This is a genomic window from Streptomyces sp. NPDC052042 (genome assembly GCF_044548345.1).
GTDB lineage: Bacteria > Actinomycetota > Actinomycetes > Streptomycetales > Streptomycetaceae > Streptomyces.
The window spans coordinates 1-21,708 of the sequence record NZ_JBIUBU010000046.1 but is presented as its reverse complement, the minus strand read 5'-3'; the positions used below and the strand labels follow the sequence as shown (position 1 = coordinate 21,708).

Annotated in this window: 18 protein-coding genes and 4 pseudogenes; 9 read left to right on the top strand and 13 right to left on the bottom strand. The window is 68.6% G+C overall.

Annotation, left to right across the window (positions count from 1 at the left end; genetic code table 11):
* Nucleotides 1-164: 164 nt before the first annotated feature.
* Nucleotides 165-941: an isoprenyl transferase gene (locus ACIHCL_RS35395; RefSeq protein ID WP_399868546.1), complete on the bottom strand. Its 777-nt coding sequence runs from the start codon at nucleotides 939-941 to the stop codon at nucleotides 165-167.
* Nucleotides 942-1,175: 234 nt separating this feature from the next.
* Between ACIHCL_RS35395 and ACIHCL_RS35390 the strand changes: the two genes are divergently transcribed.
* Nucleotides 1,176-2,213 carry a methyltransferase domain-containing protein gene (locus ACIHCL_RS35390; RefSeq protein WP_399868554.1) on the top strand — a complete coding sequence of 346 codons (1,038 nt, stop codon included), beginning with the start codon at nucleotides 1,176-1,178 and terminating at the stop codon, nucleotides 2,211-2,213.
* 496 nt (nucleotides 2,214-2,709) lie between these two features.
* Here ACIHCL_RS35390 and ACIHCL_RS35385 read toward each other — a convergent pair whose 3' ends face one another.
* Nucleotides 2,710-3,921, bottom strand: coding sequence for a wax ester/triacylglycerol synthase domain-containing protein (locus ACIHCL_RS35385; RefSeq protein WP_399868545.1), 1,212 nt, complete (start codon nucleotides 3,919-3,921; stop codon nucleotides 2,710-2,712).
* 411 nt (nucleotides 3,922-4,332) lie between these two features.
* Nucleotides 4,333-5,748, bottom strand: a complete 1,416-nt coding sequence (uppS, locus tag ACIHCL_RS35380) for a polyprenyl diphosphate synthase (protein ID WP_399868544.1) — start codon at nucleotides 5,746-5,748, stop codon at nucleotides 4,333-4,335.
* A 226-nt stretch (nucleotides 5,749-5,974) separates the two neighbouring features.
* Between uppS and ACIHCL_RS35375 the strand changes: the two genes are divergently transcribed.
* Both ACIHCL_RS35375 and ACIHCL_RS35370 read left to right on the top strand, forming a co-directional pair.
* On the top strand, nucleotides 5,975-8,209 hold the full coding sequence (locus tag ACIHCL_RS35375) for an MMPL family transporter (RefSeq protein ID WP_399868543.1): 2,235 nt from the start codon (nucleotides 5,975-5,977) through the stop codon (nucleotides 8,207-8,209).
* A 572-nt stretch (nucleotides 8,210-8,781) separates the two neighbouring features.
* Nucleotides 8,782-9,111, top strand: coding sequence for a hypothetical protein (locus ACIHCL_RS35370; RefSeq protein WP_399868541.1), 330 nt, complete (start codon nucleotides 8,782-8,784; stop codon nucleotides 9,109-9,111).
* A gap of 97 nt (nucleotides 9,112-9,208) precedes the next feature.
* Here ACIHCL_RS35370 and ACIHCL_RS35365 read toward each other — a convergent pair.
* From ACIHCL_RS35365 to ACIHCL_RS35340, 6 genes and pseudogenes are all read right to left on the bottom strand, one after another.
* A pseudogene (locus ACIHCL_RS35365) lies at nucleotides 9,209-9,398 on the bottom strand (IS5/IS1182 family transposase); the annotation flags it as partial.
* Between the two features lie 223 nt (nucleotides 9,399-9,621).
* Nucleotides 9,622-10,413: a DUF2785 domain-containing protein gene (locus ACIHCL_RS35360; protein WP_399868539.1), complete on the bottom strand. Its 792-nt coding sequence runs from the start codon at nucleotides 10,411-10,413 to the stop codon at nucleotides 9,622-9,624.
* Between the two features lie 602 nt (nucleotides 10,414-11,015).
* A pseudogene (locus ACIHCL_RS35355) lies at nucleotides 11,016-11,846 on the bottom strand (NADH dehydrogenase subunit D); the annotation flags it as partial.
* A 362-nt stretch (nucleotides 11,847-12,208) separates the two neighbouring features.
* The gene (locus ACIHCL_RS35350) at nucleotides 12,209-13,216 is read right to left on the bottom strand and encodes an aminoglycoside phosphotransferase family protein (protein ID WP_399868537.1); all 1,008 of its coding nucleotides are present in this window, start codon (nucleotides 13,214-13,216) and stop codon (nucleotides 12,209-12,211) included.
* Nucleotides 13,217-13,533: 317 nt separating this feature from the next.
* Nucleotides 13,534-13,713 (bottom strand): annotated as a pseudogene (locus ACIHCL_RS35345) (XRE family transcriptional regulator); the annotation flags it as partial.
* Nucleotides 13,695-13,838 (bottom strand): annotated as a pseudogene (locus tag ACIHCL_RS35340) (IS5/IS1182 family transposase); the annotation flags it as partial. The pseudogenes ACIHCL_RS35345 and ACIHCL_RS35340, both read right to left, overlap by 19 nt.
* A gap of 585 nt (nucleotides 13,839-14,423) precedes the next feature.
* Here ACIHCL_RS35340 and ACIHCL_RS35335 point away from each other — a divergent pair.
* From ACIHCL_RS35335 to ACIHCL_RS35315, 5 genes are all read left to right on the top strand, one after another.
* The gene (locus ACIHCL_RS35335; RefSeq protein WP_399868536.1) at nucleotides 14,424-14,597 is read left to right on the top strand and encodes a hypothetical protein; all 174 of its coding nucleotides are present in this window, start codon (nucleotides 14,424-14,426) and stop codon (nucleotides 14,595-14,597) included.
* A gap of 262 nt (nucleotides 14,598-14,859) precedes the next feature.
* Nucleotides 14,860-15,432, top strand: a complete 573-nt coding sequence (locus ACIHCL_RS35330) for a MarR family winged helix-turn-helix transcriptional regulator (protein ID WP_399868534.1) — start codon at nucleotides 14,860-14,862, stop codon at nucleotides 15,430-15,432.
* Nucleotides 15,429-15,812, top strand: a complete 384-nt coding sequence (locus ACIHCL_RS35325) for a hypothetical protein (protein ID WP_399868532.1) — start codon at nucleotides 15,429-15,431, stop codon at nucleotides 15,810-15,812. The genes ACIHCL_RS35330 and ACIHCL_RS35325 overlap by 4 nt, the downstream gene beginning before the upstream one ends.
* Before the next feature lie 92 nt (nucleotides 15,813-15,904).
* Nucleotides 15,905-16,405 carry a hypothetical protein gene (locus ACIHCL_RS35320; RefSeq protein ID WP_399868531.1) on the top strand — a complete coding sequence of 167 codons (501 nt, stop codon included), beginning with the start codon at nucleotides 15,905-15,907 and terminating at the stop codon, nucleotides 16,403-16,405.
* A 73-nt stretch (nucleotides 16,406-16,478) separates the two neighbouring features.
* The gene (locus ACIHCL_RS35315) at nucleotides 16,479-17,312 is read left to right on the top strand and encodes a transposase family protein (RefSeq protein WP_399868529.1); all 834 of its coding nucleotides are present in this window, start codon (nucleotides 16,479-16,481) and stop codon (nucleotides 17,310-17,312) included.
* Nucleotides 17,313-17,346: 34 nt separating this feature from the next.
* Here the strand turns inward: ACIHCL_RS35315 and ACIHCL_RS35310 are convergent, their stop codons facing one another.
* Nucleotides 17,347-17,895 carry a putative immunity protein gene (locus ACIHCL_RS35310; protein WP_399868527.1) on the bottom strand — a complete coding sequence of 183 codons (549 nt, stop codon included), beginning with the start codon at nucleotides 17,893-17,895 and terminating at the stop codon, nucleotides 17,347-17,349.
* A 718-nt stretch (nucleotides 17,896-18,613) separates the two neighbouring features.
* Between ACIHCL_RS35310 and ACIHCL_RS35305 the strand changes: the two genes are divergently transcribed.
* The gene (locus ACIHCL_RS35305; RefSeq protein WP_399868525.1) at nucleotides 18,614-18,922 is read left to right on the top strand and encodes a hypothetical protein; all 309 of its coding nucleotides are present in this window, start codon (nucleotides 18,614-18,616) and stop codon (nucleotides 18,920-18,922) included.
* Nucleotides 18,923-19,188: 266 nt separating this feature from the next.
* Here the strand turns inward: ACIHCL_RS35305 and ACIHCL_RS35300 are convergent, their stop codons facing one another.
* From ACIHCL_RS35300 to ACIHCL_RS35290, 3 genes are all read right to left on the bottom strand, one after another.
* Nucleotides 19,189-20,496, bottom strand: coding sequence for a hypothetical protein (locus ACIHCL_RS35300; protein ID WP_399868524.1), 1,308 nt, complete (start codon nucleotides 20,494-20,496; stop codon nucleotides 19,189-19,191).
* 223 nt (nucleotides 20,497-20,719) lie between these two features.
* On the bottom strand, nucleotides 20,720-20,962 hold the full coding sequence (locus ACIHCL_RS35295) for a hypothetical protein (protein WP_399868521.1): 243 nt from the start codon (nucleotides 20,960-20,962) through the stop codon (nucleotides 20,720-20,722).
* A 28-nt stretch (nucleotides 20,963-20,990) separates the two neighbouring features.
* Nucleotides 20,991-21,449 carry a hypothetical protein gene (locus ACIHCL_RS35290; RefSeq protein ID WP_399868519.1) on the bottom strand — a complete coding sequence of 153 codons (459 nt, stop codon included), beginning with the start codon at nucleotides 21,447-21,449 and terminating at the stop codon, nucleotides 20,991-20,993.
* Nucleotides 21,450-21,708: the final 259 nt, after the last annotated feature.

Below are 21,708 nucleotides of genomic sequence, written 5' to 3'. Positions count from 1 at the left end.
CGGGCGCGGTGCCGGTCGTCGAGGCCGCCCCGGAGCCGCCCGCACTGCAGCCCGCGCTGCCGGCGGCCCCGAAGAAGCGGCGGGTGCGGGAGCACCAGTCGCCGGGCGACAACAGCGGGTGGTCGTCGGATCTCGGGCCGACTCTGGGGAGACTGTGTGCGTTCTCATGCACCGTAGCGGCGTTGCCGGGCCGAATAACTGCGCAGGGCGCGCAGGAAGTCGATCTCTCGGAAGGCGGGCCAGTATGCCTCGCAGAAGTACAGCTCCGAGTAGGCGCTCTGCCACAGGAGGAAGTTCGACATGCGTTGTTCTCCGCTGGTGCGGATGACGAGGTCTGGGTCAGGTTGTCCTGCCGTGTAGAGGTGGCGGGTGATGTCGTCCATCGTCAGGCGTGCTGCGAGGTCTTCGAGGGTGGTTCCGGTTGCTGCCTGTTCGTGGAGCAGTTCGCGCATGGCATCGATCACTTCCTGCCTTCCGCCATAGCCGATGGCGAGGGTCACTTGTGATCCGGTGGTACAGCCGCTGGTCGCCTCCACCGCTTCCTTGAGGGCGCGGGCCGTTGCATCAGGCAGGGCGTCGAGGGTTCCCGCTATGCGCACCTGCCAGCGGGCGTCAGGACGAGCGAGATGAACTGCCACCACCTGCTCAATCACCTGCATGAGAAAGGACACCTCGGTGTCGCCGCGGCGCTGCAAGTTCTCCGTGGAGCAGACGAAGACCGTCACGTGCTTGATGCCGGCCGCCTCGCACCAGGACAGCACGTTCTCCACGTGTTCGGCACCGTACCGATGGCCGATGCTTGCGTTGGCCATGCCCATCTGGCGGGCCCATCTGCGGTTCCCATCCATGATCAGGCCGATGTGCTTGGGCAGCGGTCCCGCTGCGGTCTGCCGCCGCAGCCGACGGGTGTACAGGGCGTAGAAGAGATCGGCGGTGCGCATCGTGAGGCCTTTCGCATGGTGTCCAGGGCAAAGACGGAAGTCCTTCGCGCGCTGCAGAAGTCGGTTCGTCGCAGTCTCCGGCGTCGTCCGTGGTACCGGCCCGGGGGAACCAGGCCGGGCACTCGCGCCGTCGGCGTCCGTCGTTCACCGCTACGGAATACTACGTGGCACGTACTACGTGCTGTGTAGCATTATGAGAACACATTCCGGAGGATGACCACAGCTGGAGAAGCCATGCGTACCAACGACGCCCAGATGCTCGTGCTGTGTGCACTGACCGACGGGCCGCTGCACGGGTACGCCATCAACGCGGCCATCGGGCAGGTCTCCGGTCATCACCTCGGGCCCGGGAGCCTGTATGGAGCCTTGGCCCGTCTGGAGGCGAAACAGCTGGTGGAGCCTCTGGAGAAAAAGGGCCGCCAACGCCCGTTCTGCCTCACGCCCGCAGGGCGGGAGCTACTTGAGCAAGAGGCGTACTCCATGGCTCGCCTGTCCGGGCGCGTATTCGAGAGCGCCGTTCCTGACGAGGTCGGTTACCTCGACCGACTGGCCGCGACGGACGCGGCGCGATCCTACAAGAGCGTCATGCTCGACGCATTGGATGCCCGGCCCGGCGAGACCGCACTCGATCTGGGCTGCGGACCGGGCACAGATCTCAACACCCTCGCCGAGGCGGTCAGCCCGTCGGGCAGGGTGATCGGTATCGACTCCAGCCAGGAGATGGTCGAGCAAGCACGCATGCGTACAGAAAACTTGTCCGCGGTCGAGGTGGAGCTGGGTGACATCCACACGCTCCCGCTCAAGGACGGCAGCATCGACCGTGCCCGGACCGACCGCGTGCTCCAACACGTGGCGGACCCGGCCCAGGCACTCGCAGAGGCCCGGCGTGTCCTGCGCCCAGGCGGCAGACTCGTCATGGGCGAACCGGACTGGGATTCGCTGACCATCGACTACCCCGACCTTGAGGTCTCGCGTGCTTACACCCGCCACGTGACGGACAAGGTCGTGCGCAACGGGGTCATCGGCCGTCAGCTGGCCCGGCTCGCGCTGGATGCGGGATTCGCCGTACCGACCGTCGTCCCGATCACCTCGGTCTTTCGTGATATTCAGGCTGCAGACCAAGTCCTCGGCCTCCAGCGCAACACCGAGCGTGCCGTGTCCGCGGGCTACCTGCCCGCCCACGCATCGCAGAGGTGGCTCGACCATCTCGCTACGGGATCTTTCTTCGCCGCAGTGACGCTGTACGTCGTCGTCGCGGAAGCCACCTCGTAGTCGTGGGTGCCGGCCGACCGCCTCTGCTGCGGGCTGGCCATTCTCGCCTTGGGCAGGGTCGTGCTGCCCGTCTTCGTCGGTGCTCCTGAACGGGGCCGGCATCTGGGGACATGCCCACGGTCCGGCCCCCGGAAAGTGCAACTGTCCCTCGGCGGTGCCGTTGCCGTCGACCGTGAGCAGGACGCGGGCATACCCGTAGAGCCAGGCCAGCAGGTCCTCGCGGGCGGCCTCTCGATACTCGGCGGCCTGGGGGAACTATGACGGTGGCCATCTGCTTGTGGACCTGGGCGGCTTCAGGCTGCTCATCGTCGTGGTCGACATTTCCACGTTGTCCAGCTCGCCAACAAGATGCTGTCCCTCGTGCGGAGCGGCAGCACTGCCGAGATCCGCGGCCGGCACGGACGGGCCGGCGACCCCGAGTGGAAGACCCGACGCCGCCTGCTGCGCAACCCGGACGACGGGCCGGACAGCTCTTTCGGCACATCGTTCCTCGATATCAACAGGGATGGTTGGCCAGTGCGTGCTTCCAGTGCTGGGGCAGTGCCACGGCGTTGCGTCGGGGCGCATCGGCGATGGCGGTGCAGCGGACGGTGTCAAGGGTGCGGGTGATGGAGAGGTAGACGGGGCTGTAGGGGCCGACGGTCAGGAACATAGAGGCGGCTTCAAGGCGAGCGTCGAAGCAGGTGAGGGCGTTGGGGAAGGTGATGCTGCTGGTCGCCAGGGGATACAGGCGTGGTCCGAGGAGGGTGCGCAGGAGGCGGGGGCTAGGGCTTAGGGGGCGGCGGAGGGTGAGCAGGCGCCGCTGGGCGTCGCGTACGTGGTCGCGGCGCAGGGCGGCGGTCTGCTGGTGGATGGCGGTCAGGGCGGCGGGGAGCGTGGTGGCGGTCGTGGGCAGGAGGAGACGGTGGGCTCCCACGTGGTTGCCGGGCGCGTGGCTTTGGTCGGGCCGGCGTGTGGAGAGGGCCATCAGGAGGTGTGGAGGCCGGGACGTCGTCTGAGGCAGGAGGGCGCGCAGTGCGAGGGCGAGGGCGGCGAGGCAGACGTCGTTGACGGTGCAGTGGTGGGCGTCGGCGAGGGCGCGCAGGCGTGTGAGGGGGATGTCCTTGTAGTCCCATTGGGGCCCGTTGGTGCCGCCGAGTGCGGCGCGCAGCACCGGTCGGGCCGGGTCTGGGCGCAAGAGAGGGGCGGCCAGGCGCAGCCCGGCGGCGAGTGTGGTGGTGGATCGCGGGCGTTGAGCGGGGTGCGCGTGAGGCCCGGCGGTGGGGGTGTCGCAGAGCAGGGCGATGGCGGTGTGGGCGGCACCGACACCGTCTTGGTGTCCGTGGTGGATCCGCAGGGCGACGCGAAACCGCTCGGGGGTGCTTGGCTGGGTGAGCAGATGGATGTCCCAGGGAGGATGAGGAGCAGGAGGCAGTGGCCGGGCCAGGAGGGTCTCGCAGGCGTCCGACAGGGCGTGCGGGCGGGTCGGCAGGGGGTGGTGGTGGAGGTGGGTGTCGGGGCAGAGAGGTTCGGCGCGGGGGGTCCAGGTACGGTCGCGGGGGGCGGGTGGTGTGTGGAGGAGGGTCGGGATAGTGCCGGCCCGGTCGAGGATGCGCCGGGCCCAGGTCTCCTGAGCGGGAGGGGAACCGATGAAGTCGAGGAAGAAGCCGGTGACCGGCGGGGTGGGCATCTGCAGGAAGGCCCGGTCGGCGGGGGTGATGGCGTCCACGCGTGGCGCAACGACGCGGAGCGGTTCAGGTCACCGGTTCCGTGTGCGGCGGCTCTCGACCGTGATGATCCGTCGGCGCGGAGGCGGAAGTGTCCGGGTTCGCTCGTTGTGGTGAATCGGGACGCGGGGTGTAGCCCGGGGGCGTAGCGGCGCGGTCACAAGGTCGGGGTCGGCCGCTGGCCAGCACCGCGAAGCTCATTCGCGCACCAGGCTGAAGGACACCTGCCCATTCAAAGAGCGAGCCCTCAGCGCCTCGAATCAGGTCTTCCTGCCCTGCAACCTCTACCCGCCGACGCCGGTGAGCCGACCGTATAGGCCGGGCCCGGATGAGGATGTGGTTACGCTCAAAAGATCACCGGTCTGTGAACACCGCGGGGACGCGGAGCAGGTTGTTGGTGTCGATCATCGTGGTCAGTGCAGAAAGGCGAAGATGGATCCACCTGCGGTGGCTCCCAGGACGGCTCCGACGATGGTCTGGGCAGTGGTGTGGGCGTTCAGCCTGATGCGTGACCAGGCGATGAGGGCGATGAGCGGAGTGAACACGAGGACGGGGGTCCCGTAGGCGATGGTGAGGGTGGCCACGGTGCCGGAGCTGACGGCGGTGTGGAGCGACACCTTCCATCTGGTCGTGATGATCATTACCAGCGTCAGTGAAACGAACATGGCGGCGACGAGGGCGGTGGTCTCGCGTGGAGCGCCGAGCAGGCCCGCGATTATCAGACCGGTGAGGACTGAGGCCAGGCTGGCCGGCAGGATGCGCAGGCGGTCTTGGCGGCGGGGGAGGTGCCGGTCGTCCCAGCGGCCTCGGCGTTGGCCGTGGATGATGAGCCCGGCGGGGCCGGCCACGGTGAACAGGGCGGTCAGGGTGCTCCAGCCGATTCCGATGAGGCGCTCTGCATGCCAGCCGATCAGCAGGGTGGTGAGGAGAACGCAGTATTTCGGGTCGAAGACGTCGCTGACGGTTTGCGCCAGGCGGTACGACAAGAGCGGCCGGTCGGAGGACACCGCCGTCGTCCGAGCGGTCAGCGGCTGCTGGGGCGGGAGCACGGTGCCGAAGCGACGTGTGCGCCGGGTGTAGTCGCGCACTGCCTGCTGGATGGTGTGCCGGTCGACGTCGGGCCACGGGCGGTCGTGGAAGACCAGTTCGGCGTATGCGCTGTGCCAGAGCAGGAAGTTCGACATCCGCTGTTCGCCGCCGGGGCGGATGAAGAGGTCGACTGGCGGCAGGTCCTCGGTGAGGACCTTGTCGAGGGTTTCCTCGTCTACGGTGTCGGCGTCGAGCCGGCCGTCGCGGACGCCCTGGGCGAGGAGGCGGGCGGCGTCTGCGATCTCGGCGCGAGAGCCGTAGTTGACGCAGATGGTGTAAAGCATCCGGTCGCCGCCTGCGGTGGCTTCCTCGGCCGCGCGCAGGGTTTGGACCAGGCTTGGGGGCAGTCCGTTTTCGCGTCCGCGCCAGCGCAGACGTACTCCGCGGTCGATGAATCCGCTGAGACGGTCGCGGAAGAAGTTCTCGATGAGGACGAGGATCGCTGCGACTTCGTCCGGGGCGCGGCGCCAGTTCTCTGTGGAGAATGCGTACACGCTCAGGTAGGGCACGCCGAGAGCGAGAGCGGCGTCGATGGATGGGAAGACGGCGTCGCGGCCCGCAGCGTGGCCGTCGGTACGGGTCAGGCCGCGCTGGGTGGCCCAGCGGCCATTGCCGTCCATCACCATCGCGATATGCCGGGGAATCCGGTCGTTGGGGACTTCGGGCAGGGCTGTTTGTGGCGCTGCGGCATATACCGATGTGGCGTCGGGGGTGACCGGTGGTCGAAGCTGCGAGGTCAATGCGTGCTGCCTTCCGAGAGGCCCAGGGAATGGGCGGTGATGCTCCCGCGCGGTCAACGCCGGTTCTGGCGGTGAGGGCACGCCAGGGGGGCCGCGTCCCCTCAAAATGGGGACGGGCAAGGAGAACCTGAAGTCCGGGAGGACGGTTAACCGGGCGTCGGCTATTGCCTTCTGTGCAGGGAAGGCCGCCGCAGCCCCGACTCCTCGATCGAGCAAAGGCGCCTGCGTGACCACGCGGACCACTACATCACCGTCAGCCCGGGCCGACGCCGCACAGCGGCATGAATGTCCGTTCGCTGTCCGCCACCGGCACGCCGTCGCCGTGCTCGCCGGCCTGCTGCTCCTGCTGTGTGCCTGGGCCGGCCACGACATCGCCGGTCACACTTCCGCCGGCGGCCAACTGCCCGCCCAGGCACCGTCACTGCGCGCGGACAGAGTCCTCTCCGAAGAGTTCTCCGGTCGAGTTCCGGGCATCGTCGTCGTCGGCGAAGTGACCGGCACCCGCGATGTCGATGCGCCGCAGGCCGCGGCAGCCGGTCTCCGCCTTGAGCGCACGCTGAAGGCGCAGCCTGGGGTGGAGCGCGTCAGCGGGTATTGGACGACGCGCCTGCCCGGTCTGCGCGCGCAGGACGGGCGCAGTGCGCTGGTCGCTGTGTGGACAGCGGGCAACGACGACCAAGCCGCACGCACCGCGCAGCGCATCACCGACACCCTCGGCCACCGGGTCCGCGGACTGCGCCTGTCGGTGGGCGGCCCGGCCGGGCTTCTGGCCGAGGTTGCCCACCGGGCCGAGCACGATGCTCTGAGAAGTGAACTCATCGCCCTCCCGATCTGCGCTGTTCTCCTGGTCATCGCCCTGGGCTCACCGCTGGCCGCGTCGCTCACCGTGCTGCTGGGGCTGCTGACCGAAGCGATCAACCTCGCCGTGCTCCGCTTCCTGGCCGAGGTGACGACAGTCTCGGTGTACGCGGTCAGCGTCAGCGGGGCGCTGGCTTTCGCCCTGACCCTGGACTACACCCTCTTCGTGGTCAGTCGCCACCGCACCGAGCTCCGGCAGGGCGCCTCAGCGGACGCGGCGCTGCGCACTGCGATGCGCACGGCGGGCCGGACGGTGACGTTCTCCGCCGCCACCGTCGCCGGCGGCGTCGCCGCTCTGCTGGTCTTCCCCCACCCGGTGCTGCACTCGGTCGCTGCCGCCTGCATCGTCGCCGCGGCCGCCACGGTGCTGGTAGCCCTGCTGGTCCTGCCAGCGATGCTGTCTCTGCTCGGCGACCGCGTCAGCCGCCGCACGATGCCCTCTTTCTGGCGTAGCGGCTCCCCGCTCAGGAACCTGCGCCTACGGCAGGGCGGTCGGACGTTCTGGCACTGCACCGCCTTGGCCGCAACCCGTCGGCCGGTTGCGACCGCCCTGCTCACCGGCCTGCTGCTGCTCGGCCTCGCGCTGCCCTTCGGGCAGGTGCGGCTGGGCCTCTTCGACGACCGCGCCCTGCCACCCGACGCGTCCTCCGCTCGCGCAGGTGCCCTCCTGCGCACGCAGTACCCGGACAACCCCTTCAGCGGCACAGCCATCGTCCTTCCCGCCTTCGACACAGCTCGCCACCGGCACGACCTCGACGACTACGCCCGCCGGGTCAGCGCTCTTCCCCGAGTGACCCAGGTGGCCACCGCAACCGGCACCTACCGCCATGGCCGGCTCGCCGAACCGGCCGACGACACCTCCCACCGCTTCACCACTCGCCACAGCGCTTATCTTTCGGTGAGCAGCGACGGCGACACCGCTGCCCGCATCCGCGCGGTGCCCGCCCCCGCCACGGCCTGGCTGACCGGTCCAGACGCCCGCGCCCTCGACGTCACCACCCCGCTGTCACAACGGCTGCCGACCGCACTCACCCTGGTCGGCATCACCATGCTCGTGCTCACTCTGGGACTGACCCGCCGCCCCCTACTCGCCCTCAAGGCCCTCGTCCTGAACACCCTGAGCCTCTCGGCGACCTTCGGCGCCCTCGTATGGATCTTCCAGAAGGGGCACCTGCGCGGCATCGTCGGCGACTTCACCCCGACCGGGACCACCGACGCTTTCACCCTTGTGATCCTTTTCTGCCTCGCCTTCGGCCTGTCCATGGACTACGAGTGTCTGCTCCTGGCCCGGGCCGTCGAAGAACACGACACCGGCGCGGACACCCGCACCGCCATCGTCCGGAGCATCGCCAGCACCGGGCACCTGTTCACCTGGTCCGCCGTCATGCTCGCCGTCGTCATGACCGCCTTGGCCACCTCCGACGTGGCCATCGTCAAAGCCACCGGTATCGGCCTGGGCCTGGCCGCAGTCATGGACGCCACTCTCGTGCGCGGCCTGCTCGCACCCGCCGCCATGCGCCTTGCCGGCGAGGCCAACTGGTGGGCCCCCCAACCCCTGCACGCCACACCCCCGTCCACCCCACCAGAAGGCACCCTTCGATGACGGGACCCAGCACCTGCGCCACCGCTTCAGCACCAGCCAGCTCTTCCGGCGCCTCCGGCCCGAACTCCGGCCGCCCCTCGACCGCTTTGCCTCACAGTGCACCCGCGGCAGGCGGATGCCCAGCCACAGTGCACGGCACCACGCCCGGCCCTGCTTTCTTCCGCAGCCCCAGGCTACTGGCGATCCCGATGCGCCACCCCGCCGCGCGCGGACGCTGGCCGAGCCGCCCTGCGGCAGCGGCCTGCTGACGGTGAGGGGGAAGCCGGGGCACCTGCGGCGATCATGTTTCACGAGTTGTTGCAAACGACTGGGCGTCTGAAACACCCTCATGAAACGCGCCGACCTCAACCTCGCCCTGGACGCGTACGCCGGCCGGCCGGACTTCCGGCTCTAACTCCAGCCGCTGCATTCGCCCCGATTCTCACAAGCGACCCTTTGCCCGAGCAAGATCGAGAACGGGGCGCCGGACCCCTGTTGATCTTGGATCAGTTCTCGGAACCCGTTCTCACTCAAAAGTGGGAGCCCCCCTTCTGAGAGGGCGGTTCGTAAGGTGATGTCCGTTTCTGGCTGAGGTGGAGCACGGCCGCTGGTGGAGGGTCCGTCAGCTATTGCTTCCTGGCGAAGTTGCCGGTGTCGGCCTCGGTGAGGATCCCGAGTTTGACCAGGCGTTTCAGCTTGGCGCGGGTGCCTTCGACGTTCTTCGGCAGCAGTTCGTGGCCGAGGGCTTCGCAGACGTCCTTGGCTCGGAGCGGCCCGGTCGCGTGGTTGAAGGCGGCGAGGATACGGGCGTAGTCCGGGTGCTCGGGCAGGTCCGGCGCGAGGGCCGGGAGCCGGTCGGCGAGGCCGGTGACGGTCTTGCGAGTGATCGCGAGGTGCTCCAGGTGGGTCTCGGCCTCTCGTAACCGGGTCTGCAGGTCGTCGATCTGTGTGCGGAGGTCGTCGGCCAGGGCCCGGGCGGCGTCTTCCTGGAGGTCCAGGGCGTCGAGCAGGGGCTGGATGTCATGCTGCCACCGCCTGCGCCTCGCGCCAGGTGGGGGCGTTCGCGCCGGTGAGGCGTCGGGTCATGATGTGGGTCATCGCCCAGTAGACGCGGGAGGCGGAGGAGGAGGGGCGGTGCTCGCAGTCGCGGACCAGGCGCCGGTGCAGTAATCAGGATCCCGTAGGTCTGCTCGACCCTCCACCGCTTCGGCTACGGGTACGAACAGCACCACGGGGGCCGCGCGCCGGGCGTACCAGCCGCACGAGGGCGCCGGTAGCCCTGGTGTCACTGTGAAGCCGCGCACCTGCAGTACGCCGGCGGCACCACCGTGCTGTCCCAGCCGCTGCCCGGGACGTCGGTGCCCGGCTGGCCCAGAGGATAGATCCTGGAAGGCGTGCGCACCGGCCTGCCCGGCCGGACCGGGTGCCGTCGGTCAGCGTCTGACGATCCGGTCGAGGACGGTGGCGATGGCGGACTTGACCGCGTCGCGGTGGTGGAGGGGTTCTGCGGGCAGTTCGCTGGTGGGTCGCACGCCCCGGTCGGCGAGGATGTAGAGCAGGCGCAGGGTGCGCAGGCAGTTGCTGATGTGAGCGGGCACTGGGGTGCTGATGCGGTCGGCCCCGAAGCGGTCGGAGATCGGCTCCAGCCAGTCGACGGCGTCGCGTTCGCTCATGTCGGTTCGGGTGAGGACCCGGGCGATCGCCCGGGCCAGGCGGTCGTCCTCCATCTGGTCGCAGACGTGGTCGGTGGGCGTCGTCAGCCGCGCGGCGGCGAGGTCTAGCATCCGCGTCGGCGCCACCTCGGGGTGGAGGCCGAAGCTGGCCAGCAGGTCCGCGCCGTGCGCCACCGCGTGGAGCCAGCCGAGCGTCTCATCATGGCCGCGCAGATCTTGCTCCGCCGGGTACCAGTGCTCGAACGCGTCAACCCAGCCAGGCTTGAAGTCCCCCGCGGCTACCAGCATGTCGAGCACGAGGGGTGCGAAGGTGCGGGCCTCTATCCGGGGGTGGGTGAACCGGGTGGCCATCTCGTCCCCCAGCTCCAGCCGCCGGGACGTCTCGATCGTCCCGCGCGCGATCCAGGTCGCGAGGACAGTGCAGGGCGCGCCGTCCCGGACCAGTGGATCGGGATCCGCCAGCGCACGGGACAGCTCGCGGACGAGGTCGTCCATGGGGCGGTCGGCGGGCACGGCGCAGTCGGCGGCCTCGACGCTCTTCCAGCTGATCATAGCGGGCAGAATAGGTCCTTGCTGTTGCCGTACGCCTGCGAATTGTTCCAGGCATCCGTCTCAACCCGTCAACTGCCCGACCGGACTCGGGCCTGTCCAAGCGCGACTGGCAGCATGCCTCCGGCCCGTGTGATGAGGATGTTGGCCACAGGCCGCTTCCCGGCGCTGGCCAAGGCCAGCACCCGGACTACGCCCGTATCCTCGCCGCCTTCAACCACGCGACCGGGCCGCTCCGGGCCAAGGACGTCTGCGAAGCCCTCGGCCACGAACTGCTGCCGAAGAACGTCGAAGGCACCCGCGCCAAGCTGAAACGCCTGGTCAAACTCGGGATCCTCACCGAGGCCGACACCGGCAACTTCGCCAGGAAGCAATAGCTGACGGACCCTCCACCAGCGGCCGTGCTCCACCTCAGCCAGAAACGGACATCACCTTACGAACCGCCCTCTTAGAACGGCGGCGCCCCTGTGGAGGACACCCTGACGGGCAGACTGGCGGCGTGGCAAGGAGGTTCGCCGGAAGTCATCTGGGCTGTCCGCCGACGGCATCTGCCAAAACGCCGGCGACGACTCGGTGGTGGGTGGCCGCTGTGCGAGGGATTTCATTCACCGGTCCACGCCTCCCATCACCGGGTCGATGCTGGCCACCGCGACGATGACGTCGGCGACCTGCCCGCCTTCGCACATCGCGGCCATCGTCTGCAGGTTGGTGAAGCTCGGGTCGCGGAAGTGCACCCGGTACGGCCGGGTCCCGCCGTCGGAGACGACGTGCACGCCGAGCTCGCCCCTGGGTGACTCGACCGCCACATATACCTGCCCCGGCGGAACGCGGAAGCCGTCCGTCACCAGCTTGAAGTGGTGGATCAGCGCCTCCATGGACTCGCCCATGATGGTGCGGATGTGATCGAGCGAGTTGCCCAACCCGTCCGCGCCGAGCGCCAGCTGCGCCGGCCACGCGATCTTCTTGTCGGCGACCATCACCGCACCGCCGCCGCCCCCCAGCTGCTCCAGGCACGGCTCAACAATCCGCAGCGACTGCTCCATCTCGCGCAGCCGGATCAGGAAGCGGCCGTAGCAGTCGCAGCTGTCCGCCGTCTCGACCTCGAAGTCGTACTGCTCGTAGCCGCAGTACGGGTCCGACTTACGCAGGTCGTGCGGCAGGCCGGTGGCGCGCAGAATCGGCCCGGTCGCGCCGAGCGCCATGCAGTCCGCGAGGTCGAGGTAGCCGACGTCCACCAGGCGGGCCCTGAAGGTCGGGTTGTTGGTGGCCAGCTTGTCGTACTCGGGCATCCGCGAGCGCAGCAGCTGCACGCCCTCGCGGATCTGGTCCAGTGCTTCGGGCGGCAGGTCTTGCGCCAGCCCGCCGGGCCGAACGTAGCCGTGGTTCATGCGCAGACCGGTGACCAGCTCGAAGATGTCGAGGATGACCTCGCGGTCGGCCGCGCGAGCGGCCGCGCCGGAGCCCGCGAAGGGCTGAGCCCCGGTCCCTCCACCGCTCCGGGCCCGTCCCGGCCCCGTCCCGGGCCGGGTCAATGGGTCACCGGTGTGGGGCTGCGGCGCCCCTCAGCCGCCTGAGCTGCCCCGCAGCCCCAGCTGTCCTGTCGCATTCCAGTTGCCAGGTAGTGCGGTTCTGACCTGCAGGGCTGCCAGATGGTCTGGAAATTGGGTCCGGTGCCATTCTCAGACGAGTTGGCCTTCACGAAAGGAAACGCGCGGCTGGGACTCGGTTCCCAGGCACTCGGCGTCCAGGCGTAGCGGAGTGCGACCGCAGGTGACTTCGAGAAGACCATCGGGCGGGATTAGAACGGTGGCTCAGTGCAGAGTCCCAGCAGCCACTTGGCGCTTTCTACGGCGCCTGTGGCGTCTGCGGTGCCGGACGCCCCGGGGAAGAGGCGGCCCCAGGAACAGGCACGACCGATAGCGCCGAGTCGCCCTGCCAGGCTCACCGCGCGTCGGAGCTCTGCTGTCGTCCGACCGTTTCCCGTCCAAGGTTCCAAATAGGCGTCCCGCAGCCGAGGCAGCGCCTCGGGGCCATACTGTTCGAGGGCTCTCCGGGCAGGGACAAGGAAGCTGCAGAAGGGATGGGAGACGGCAGCGTCGCCCCAGTCGAAGAATGTGAATCGACCCGCTTCAGGGTTGAAGAGCTGACCATCGTGCAGGTCGGAGTGGTCGAGCGAGTCCGCGATGCCCACGCTGGCAAGCTCCATGCACCAGTCCACCAGGCGTGGTCGAAGTTTATGTAGCCTCATGAGATCATCTGGCTGCAGCGCGGTGTTCTCAGCGATGACCTGGTCGAAAACGTTGGGAAGCACAGTCGTTCGTGCGCTGGGGACGCCGAGTAGTTCGATCTCCTCGGCGTGCAGGATAAGTGCGTGCTGCATTCTCGCGTACTGGCGCAGCGGCTCTTCCCAGGCACGCGGACCGGCGGGGCCACGGTCGAGCACATCCCTGAAAAGATCACCACCGTCGGGGAGCAGCGACCAGCCATGGTCGACGTCGACGGCGAGTGGTTCCAGTACGTGCTCCGGCACCCAGTGAGTCAGCGCGGAGGTGAGCACTGCCTCGAAAGCGCTGGCGGGCGGATTGGCCTTGAACCAGACGGCGCTGTGACCTACGACGCTCATGCGCACCAGGACTGACCACGGTCGTAGCCGGACTCTCCGTTGTCCTGTTTCGCGCAGGCCGCAAGCAGTGAGTTTACGCTCCGCCCATCCGAGGGCCACATCTCGCCAGGCTTTTTGCTCCCAGGGCGTCATCGCATCCTGGTACTGCCCCCGGTCCACGACCGTCGAACCATTCGGCTGCATCGCGCCATCCCAGCATGGAGCCCACCGGGTCTCCAGCGATTTTTGTCCTGTCGACAGGTACAGCGAGAACGGACCAGGGAAATGAGATCAAACCCCACGTACGGAGCAAACGCCATCGCTCAGCGCGCGACGCAATGAGAATCCGACTGCGCAAACGAGAAGCGGTGAGAATCCGACAACCTCAGTGTGAGAGGACACCAGCGACCGGCTGGGTGGGCCCGGTACCGCGGCCCCAGTGACAACAAGCTGCCTTGGTGACAACCAGCATGCTTCGGCACTATTTCGACGTCTTCCTCAGAAGTATCGGAAGGAAGAAATCAGAAGGAGACATCGAAATAGTCGATGTTGTTGAAGCCGACCTCAAGATCCTGGGCGCGGCGGCCGCCGTCCTTGAAGTAGACCTCCTGCAGCCCTTCGGCGATGATTCCGCGCATCTGCTGGTCGTCGGCGCCTTGGTCGCGGGCGTCGAAAAGGCGGGCCGCGTACTCGGGAGGAAGAGGACGGCCTTAGCGATTGACGTCATGCGGTTGGGGCTGCAGCGGGATCTGCGGAAGATCCGCCAGGACTTCAGGCGGCCGACGCCGCGTTCGACGGAGGCCCGTGTCACGGCCAAGGCACGGTTGTGGCGGGCCATGACCTGTCGGTCGGTGGTGTAGCAGAATTTGCGGATCACGCCCATCACCAGTCGTGCGGCGTAAGCGACCTTGATCTGACGGGAGTTGATGTCAAGGTCGTGGGTGATGCCGAGCAGGCGGGCGGTGTGCTTGGCGGGAATCCGCGCCGAAGCGTCCAGACAATCACGGTAGTGGTGACCGACGACTCTGAAGGCCAGGGAGTGGGCGGTACGGCACTCCACGTTCGGTCCGAATCGCCTGCGGGGCCTGGTCCACGCCGTCGCAGGGCCGGCGGCCGGGGGCGGCGCGGTGCTCGTGGGCGCGGTCGGACGTGGGGTCGGCGGGCACGGTGTCCTCGGATTCTCCGGCCTCATGGCCGGGTCGGCGGTCGTCCGGCCCGCACGCGGATCTGCGCACGGGCCGGAGCCACCGTGAGAAGCCACCCGTTGACCGCGGTCTGTTCGCTGCGACCAGGGGTGTCCGTTTCGCCCCTTGACCTCCCCTTGCCCACCCGATTTATCCGTGACCGAGGACACCTTCCCCGGACAGCGCAGCACTTCGTGACCTCCCGCCCGGCACCAGGTTGACGGGGCGTGAAGAAGACCCTGCGGGAAGCCATCGCGGTGTGCATTCGACTCAACCGTGCCCAGGACGCCTACGGCGTGACTCGACGGCGCGCGGAGGCGCGCCAGTGCGTGCGCGGCGCGACGAGTTGCCCACGATGGGCCTCCGCCAACTTGAAGCAGCAGGTCAAAGGGCTGGTGTGACCGGTTCTCGGGGCGCTCGCACTGGTCGTGGGTGGATGTCTGCGGAGTAGATCGTCCGTCAGCGGTCCGTTTGCCGGTTCCTGAGTGCTGTGGCCGGACGGTGATGGCGCTCTTTGAAGATCCTCACCCCGTGCGCTGTCGCTCTCCGGGCCTGCTCACCTTGGTTCCCGGCCAGGGAGCGTGTCGGCCGCCTGCGGGCGGGCGCCGCCCCGGATACCTCCACGCCTTGACTGGACCGGACGATGTTCGGTAGTACTTCATTATGAAGCACGTAACTAATTCGGCTGAGCTCGCCTGCGACGTGGACGGGCTGCTCCATGATCCCCAAGTCCGCTCGTCGATGGCCGAGTTCGCGGCGGGAGGCGACATCCTCCGCCTGGAGGCGGCGGCCGCCGCGCGCGCCGCGCACAGGTCCGTCGAGCGGCTTCGCGCACACGGCTCAGAAGGCCGTGGCCTCAGCGCTGGAGCCGTCGACGTTCTGATCCGCCTGCGCACTCTCGGGGCGGCCGGTGCGCATCTCGGCGACCTCGCACGCTCCGCGGGCATGACTGCCCGCAACGCCACCGGCCTGGTCGACACGCTCGAATGCCAAGGACTCGTCCGGCGCGACCCCGACCCCGCAGACCGCCGATCCGTCGTCGCCCGCATCACCCCCGCCGGCCTGACGTGGCTGGACGACTTCCGGGCGCCGACGCAGAGGGCGATGGCGGCGCTGTTCCACGGATTCACCGACACCGAACTCCACCAGCTCCGCCACCTTTGCCTGCGCCTTGTTCAGAACCAGCAGCGCATCGCCACCCACCTCACTGCTACCGAAGGAACCACCCCCGCATGACAAGGGCCACGACCACGACGCGCGCCACCGTCCGCGCCTACCACCAGGCCCGGTTCCGCGGCGACATCCCCGCCGCCGTTCGAACCCTTGCTGAGCCCTTCCACTTCCAAAGCCCCCTGCTGACTTCCGACAGCCCGCACCACCACCTCAGCGGGCTGAACGCGTTCCTGGGGATCGTGAGCGGCGTCGACCTGATCAGCGAACTGTACGGCGAGAGCGAAGCCATCCTGCTCTACGACGTCCACACCTCGGTCTCGGCCATCGGAACCCAGCGCACAGCCGAACACTTTCACCTCACCGACGGCCGGATCGACACCATCCGCCTCATCTTCGACGCCACTGCCTGGCACACCGTCATGCGGGCAGTCACCCCGCCCTGACACCGAGCACAGCCTGGCACCTCAACGGCGCCGGGCGGGCGGTCCCCACGTGGCTCGTGCAAGACCGAATCAGGCGGGGAACGCGAGCGGCCATGGGTCTTTCCGAAAATCCTCGTCACCGGCCTTCTACGGTCTGTGCATGCTGCATCCCCGAACTGCTGGAACGGATCACCGCGCGCCGTGCGGAACTGGACGAACTCGAAGCACAGCTGGCCAAGCAGCTGGCGGAAGTGCGGACCGAGCGGGACGAACTCGCCGTCGCCGAACGCGTCCTTGAACGGATGACCGGGCAGATCGCCGAAGAACGCGCCTCCACCGGGCCGGCGCCCGGGCAGGTGGGCGGCCGGGCGGTGATGCTCATTCCGCACCGCGAGCCGGGCGTGGAGACCTGGCTCCCGTGGGACTACCAGCGCATCATCGCCGCCGTGCGGCAAGCCGCCGGACCGGTCATGGCCCGCGAGGTCGGCGAGGTAGTGGGGGTGGACATCAGCGTGAAGGCCAAGCTGGAACCGCTACGCAGCAAGCTGGTCAGACTCGTCGATCGCGGCTGGCTGCGCAAACTGCCCGACGGCCGGTTCACCACCCGCCTGTGACCCGCAACACCGCCACTCGGAGCGGCTCGGCACCGGGCGTAACCAGGGTGCCCCCGGCGGCCGTTGGAATTGTGTGACGAATACCAAAGAGCGCACCGAGGACACCTTCCCGCTTATCTACCAGTGCCGTCTGCCGCTGTCCACGCGCACCGTCAGCCACCTCGCCGATCTGCTGCGGCGGCATCTGAAGGTGATTCGGTCCAGGTGGCGGATCCTGCCGCCGGGGAAGATCGCGGTGATCGTCCTGGCCGTGCTGCGCCACGATCAGCGCCTGGCCGACATGGCCGGCGGCAACAACGTGTCCGAGTCCACCGTCCGCCGCTGGCGCGACGAGCTGATCGCCCTGCTCGCCGCCCAGGCGCCGCGCCTGGACCGCGCCCTGAGAAAGGTCGCCAAGCAGGGCGGGGAGGTGGTCCTGATCGACGGCACCCTCATCCGCACCCAGCGCCGCACCGGCAAGGCCGACCGGCGGAACTACTCCGGCAAACACCGCAACCATGGCCTGCACTTCCTCGCCCTGACCGACGAGAACGGCCGCCTGATCTGGATATCCGCCGCCCGGCCCGGCCGCACCCACGACAACACCGCCGCCCGCCACGACCACATCCTGAATCACCTACGCGCCGCCGACCTCGGCGTCCTCGCCGATCTCGGCTTCCGCGGCCTGGACAACGACATCCGCGACCCAGTGATCGTCACCGGCTACACCGCCAGCCGCACCCACAAGCTCACCACAGGCCAGAAGACCGCCAACCGAGTCCTCGCCATCGGACGCGCACCAGTCGAGCACGGCTTCGCCCACCTCAAGAACTGGCGGATCCTCACCAAGCTCCGCACCGACCCCGCCCGCGCCACCCGACTCCTGCGCGCCCTGCTCGTCCTGACGAACCTAGAAGTCAACCGCTGACAGAGCTGGGGTCGCACCGTCCGAACGTTCAAAGTCACTCAGCGAAAGCGAGTGAACGAAGGTCAGCGTCCAGAATGCGGATCAACTCACCAACCCGTCCGCCGCCACTCGGCGCCATCGGGAAGCGTTTGAGCACGTCAACGACGGCCGGTGTCGCACGACGCACCGTCTGCTCAAGGTGTTCCGCACCAACGCTCCGATCGTCGTCGGCGACGAGTTCGGCCGCTCTGGCCGCGTAAGCGCCAGCTCCGAGAATGTGCTTGACCTGGGTGGCCTTGGCCAGCGGGTGCAGGTAGGCGGCGCCTGCCGCAGACATCGCTGCCCGAGCCGCCTCGCGCGCAGCCACGGTGTCCGCGCTCTTGGCTGCTTTGAGTGCCGCCCATGCTCTGTCGCGCAGAGCCTTCCCTCGCTCACCACCTCGAGCGAACTCCCACGCGGCGCCGATAGCATCTCGAGGCCGTAAGTCGTCCGGCTGATCGCCCTCGAACACCTCAAGGACCACTTCCGCGCACGCCGCAGCGAACGCGGTGACCTCACGAAGATCATGCGTACTCAGAGCAATCTCGCTCACTTCCCCTGTCATGACTCCATCCTTGACCACTGCGCTGAACAGCCAGGCCGTTGGGGCGGCTCCGGGCCGCCCCCATACCGACTGGCTCCCGAGCAGACCGGATCGTAGTAGGCCGTCCGGCACAGCAGGCAGGGACCCATGGGCCGACCGCTCTGCCAGATGATCTACTCAGCAGACAGTCGCCCTCGACCAGCGTGAGCACCCCGGAGGGCTGTCATACCAGCCCTTCGACCTGCGATTTCAGGTTGGCGGAGGCTCAATGCCGGACACTCGCCGTCCTAGAGTGGAGTCGGCCGCCTTGCGTCGGCCCGACTCCGAGCCGTGCCGCGCCCACGCCGCGAACGGCGACGAGGACAAGGGGCACCGCCTCACGCACATGTATCTGTATGTCCGTGGCTCCGTGCCCGCGGCGGGGATGCGTGGGGTTACCGCCATCACCGGGACTCGGGAGAGACCGTGACCAACGACAAGCAGTTCAAGAAGAGCGTCCGCGAACTCGCCGACGCCGAAGGCATCTCGTACACCGCTGCCCGCCGCCTGGCCACCGAAGCCGCCAAGTCCCCCCAGTACCGTTCCGCCATGGTGGCCGGCCGTTGCCCGCAGCCGCGGCAAGTTCACCACCGAGGAGTTCATTGCCCGGCTGGAGCGCGGCGGCCAGGAGTACACCGAGTACCTCGCCGACGGCCACCAGGCCGCAACCGAGGCCCTCGAATACGCCTTGGAGAGCGGGGTGGATGCCGTCGATGACGAGCTGGCCGCCGTCGCCGTCAGCAAGGGGACGCCGATCACTACGGACGACGTTGCCGAGGCCCTGCGCCGCGTCCGTGACCACAGCTTGCTCATCGACGGCTCGACCGTTGCCGAGACCGCGTACTGGGTGGCGGATCGCTACTGGATGCACCGCTGGAACAATGCGCTGGACCAGGCGCCCGTCGGGGAGTACGACACCGTCGTCGGACCGAACGTATACAGGCGGTTCGCGCTCCACGAGTGGATGGCGCCCGGCCACTCTTCCGGCAGCGTGCCCGGCCTCTACTGAGCGCAGTGGCCCGGCCCATCTCTGACCAGCTCAGCAGGACAGCGACGGCGGGTACGGCGGTCAGGCCGTCTCTCCCAGCTCGGCAGGGCCCGGCGCCTGCCCCGCACGCTCACGGCGAGCACGGCGAGCCGGGTCTTCTCGGCGGGACGCGCTTCGCGATCCGAGCGCCTGCGGCGGGGTTCCCTCCGCAGGCGCCCACCCGCCCGGACAGGACGACCTGCCCCGTCCTGGCGCAGGCGGCTCCCGGTCCCGGCTCTGACCCGGGGCTACTGCTTCTCGTCTCCGTCTGCGTTCTCGTTCTCGCCGCTGGTCTGATCGCCGGGGGCGGCCTGCGGGTCGCCTGCGGCGTCGGCCAGTCTTTCGGCCAGGAGGCCGTGTTCCGTCGGCGGGGTGCCGTCGTCGGGCGTGATGCGGTCGTCGAGCGTGATGGTGACAGGGTGGCCCGCCGCGGACAGACCGGTGAGGCTCTGCTGGATCCGTTCGTAGAGCGCGGTGGCCAGCTCCTGGTCGCCGTCTCCCTCGGCCGCGGTCTCGCGGACCGAGTGCAGGGCGATCAGCAGCGCGATCAGCGACCGTCCGGACAGGGCCGCACGGACCCGTTCCTCGCCCTTGTCGAGTACCTGCGCCGGTACCCGGAAGTGGGGCTGCTGTCCGGCATGGGCCGTGATGAACTCCCACGCGTCCCGGTAGCACAGCACCGTCGCCGACGACACCCGGGCCGCCTCCCGCAGCAGCGCACTGTGCTCCTCGGGCACCTTCACCACGGCAGGCTCCACCGCCGCCCGCTGTTCCGCCTCGGCCCGCCACTTGGCCGCCTCCTCGCGGAGAGCGGCGAGTTCGGTGCTCGATTCCTTCCGCGCTGCCTCCAGTTCCTCGCGCAGCACGCCGACCGCTTCGCCCAGCTGTTTGCGTACGTCGTCACGCACACCGGCCAGCGGCGCGAGCGACTGCTCCTCCCACATCGTCCGCAGCGATTTGAACTCCTCGGCCAGGACCTCACGGACGGCGCGCCGGATCTCCTCCGCTGATACCGCTGAACCAGCCGCCCCTTCCCTGCCGTCGTGGTGGCCGCTGTTGTTGTCCTGCTGCGCTGGGATCGTGGCGGTCACGACGGGCTGCTCCGCGGCCTCCTGGGCAACCGGGTCCGGCCCGGCCGGGGTGGTGAACGGCCCGGCGGGCTCCGTTTGCGAGATCTCGTGGGCGGTGGGCGCGGAGCCGTTGCCGGTGATGAAGGGCACCGGTGCGGAGGGGGCGGGCGGAGGGGTGAGGGCCTTGACCGCGTCCCGCACCTGGCGCATTTCGGTCCGCAGATCGGTAACGGCCTGGCGTACTTCCGTGTTCAGCATCTCGCCGCCAGACGTCAGCCGGTCCCGGGCCTCCCGCAGGTTCGTGCGCATCCGGCTGAGCTCGTCGACCACGTTCCGCGTCGTCTCCTGCTGAACGGCCTGCCCGCTCGCCTCCAGTTTCTCGATGCCCTTGCCGATTGCGTCCCGCAGGTCGGTTCCCGTGTTCATCACGGCGGTGTGCAGCATCGTCAGTGTGCCGGTGTAGTCCGTGTCCTTCGGCCGGGCCATCCGTCCCCCAATAGTCGCATGCAGTAGTGGGATGAGTTCACTGCGTATGCTTCCCAACTGGGGCCCCTGGTAGGGGAGATACGGATCAACTCATTCCCCGAAGCGACATAATCCGGCCAACAGGGCTGCGAATCTGCCCGGTTGCCCGTGCCGTCTCTCGCTACTGCTCCGCCACCCGCACGTCACGGCGGACCGGGGCCTGCGGGTGGCACGCCGAGAGCGCCTACGCCTCCGGTGGGGGGTCGGCCTTCTCGACGGACGCGGTGAACAGGGCATCGCACGTCGGCGGCGCCTCCGTCCAGGAGCCGGTGACCCGCCAGCCGCCCTGCTCCAGGACCCGGGTGGCGGCATCGGGGTCGACCGGCTCGTCGGGGCCGGTGCCGGTGCAGTAGCCGAGAGGGTCACGGGCGGGGTCGTCGATGTAGACGTGCCAGTCGGTGTGGTACTCGGCCCGCGCGGTCAGCACGGGTGCGGTCGTGGTGGAGTATCGGTTGTCATATTCCTGCTGTCTGAGCGCCCACCGTGCCGCTGCCGCTCTGGCTATGGACGAGGTGCCGGGCGCGCCAGAAGCTCAGCAGCCATGCGCATGGCAACTGGAGTGTGAGCAGAGCGAATCCCGCTGTGACGAACGCGTCGTCGACCGGGACGGCGGCTCCGTCCCGCCACGCGGACAGGCCGCCCCACAGCAGCAGAATCAGCAGGTAGGCACCGCCGTCGATCAGCGGGATGCGCCACTGCGGCACGGGAGCAGTTAAACGGCGTGTCAGGGTGAGGACGAGCGTGGCCGCGGCCAGGAACATGTAGGACAGGGGGTTCGCCGGCCATAGCGACACCCAGAGTCCGAGGCTGTCCGCAGCCGCTGACCAGGCGAGATCGACCACAGCTCCGGTCATCCAGGATCCGATGGTCACGGTCAGCGCGTAGGAGACAGCGCTGCGCCAGGTGACGGTCATGTCACGCTCTTCCGTTAGTGGGCCGATGGACCACCGTGTGCAGCAATCCGGTTGCATGGTCAGTGTCCTCCTTTCCCTGCGGAGGGAAGGCACCGGGGCTTCTTTCCGCAGCGGCTCCCCCGCAGGGCTGCGAGGGAGCCGCCGATGGGTGTGAGCCGGGGGTCCTATTGATCAGAAACTCATTGGGTTCACTCGTCGAGGATGTATCGGACGTGCGGGGCTTTGAAGTAGCCGGTGACGATGTGGGGCTGGCGCTGTC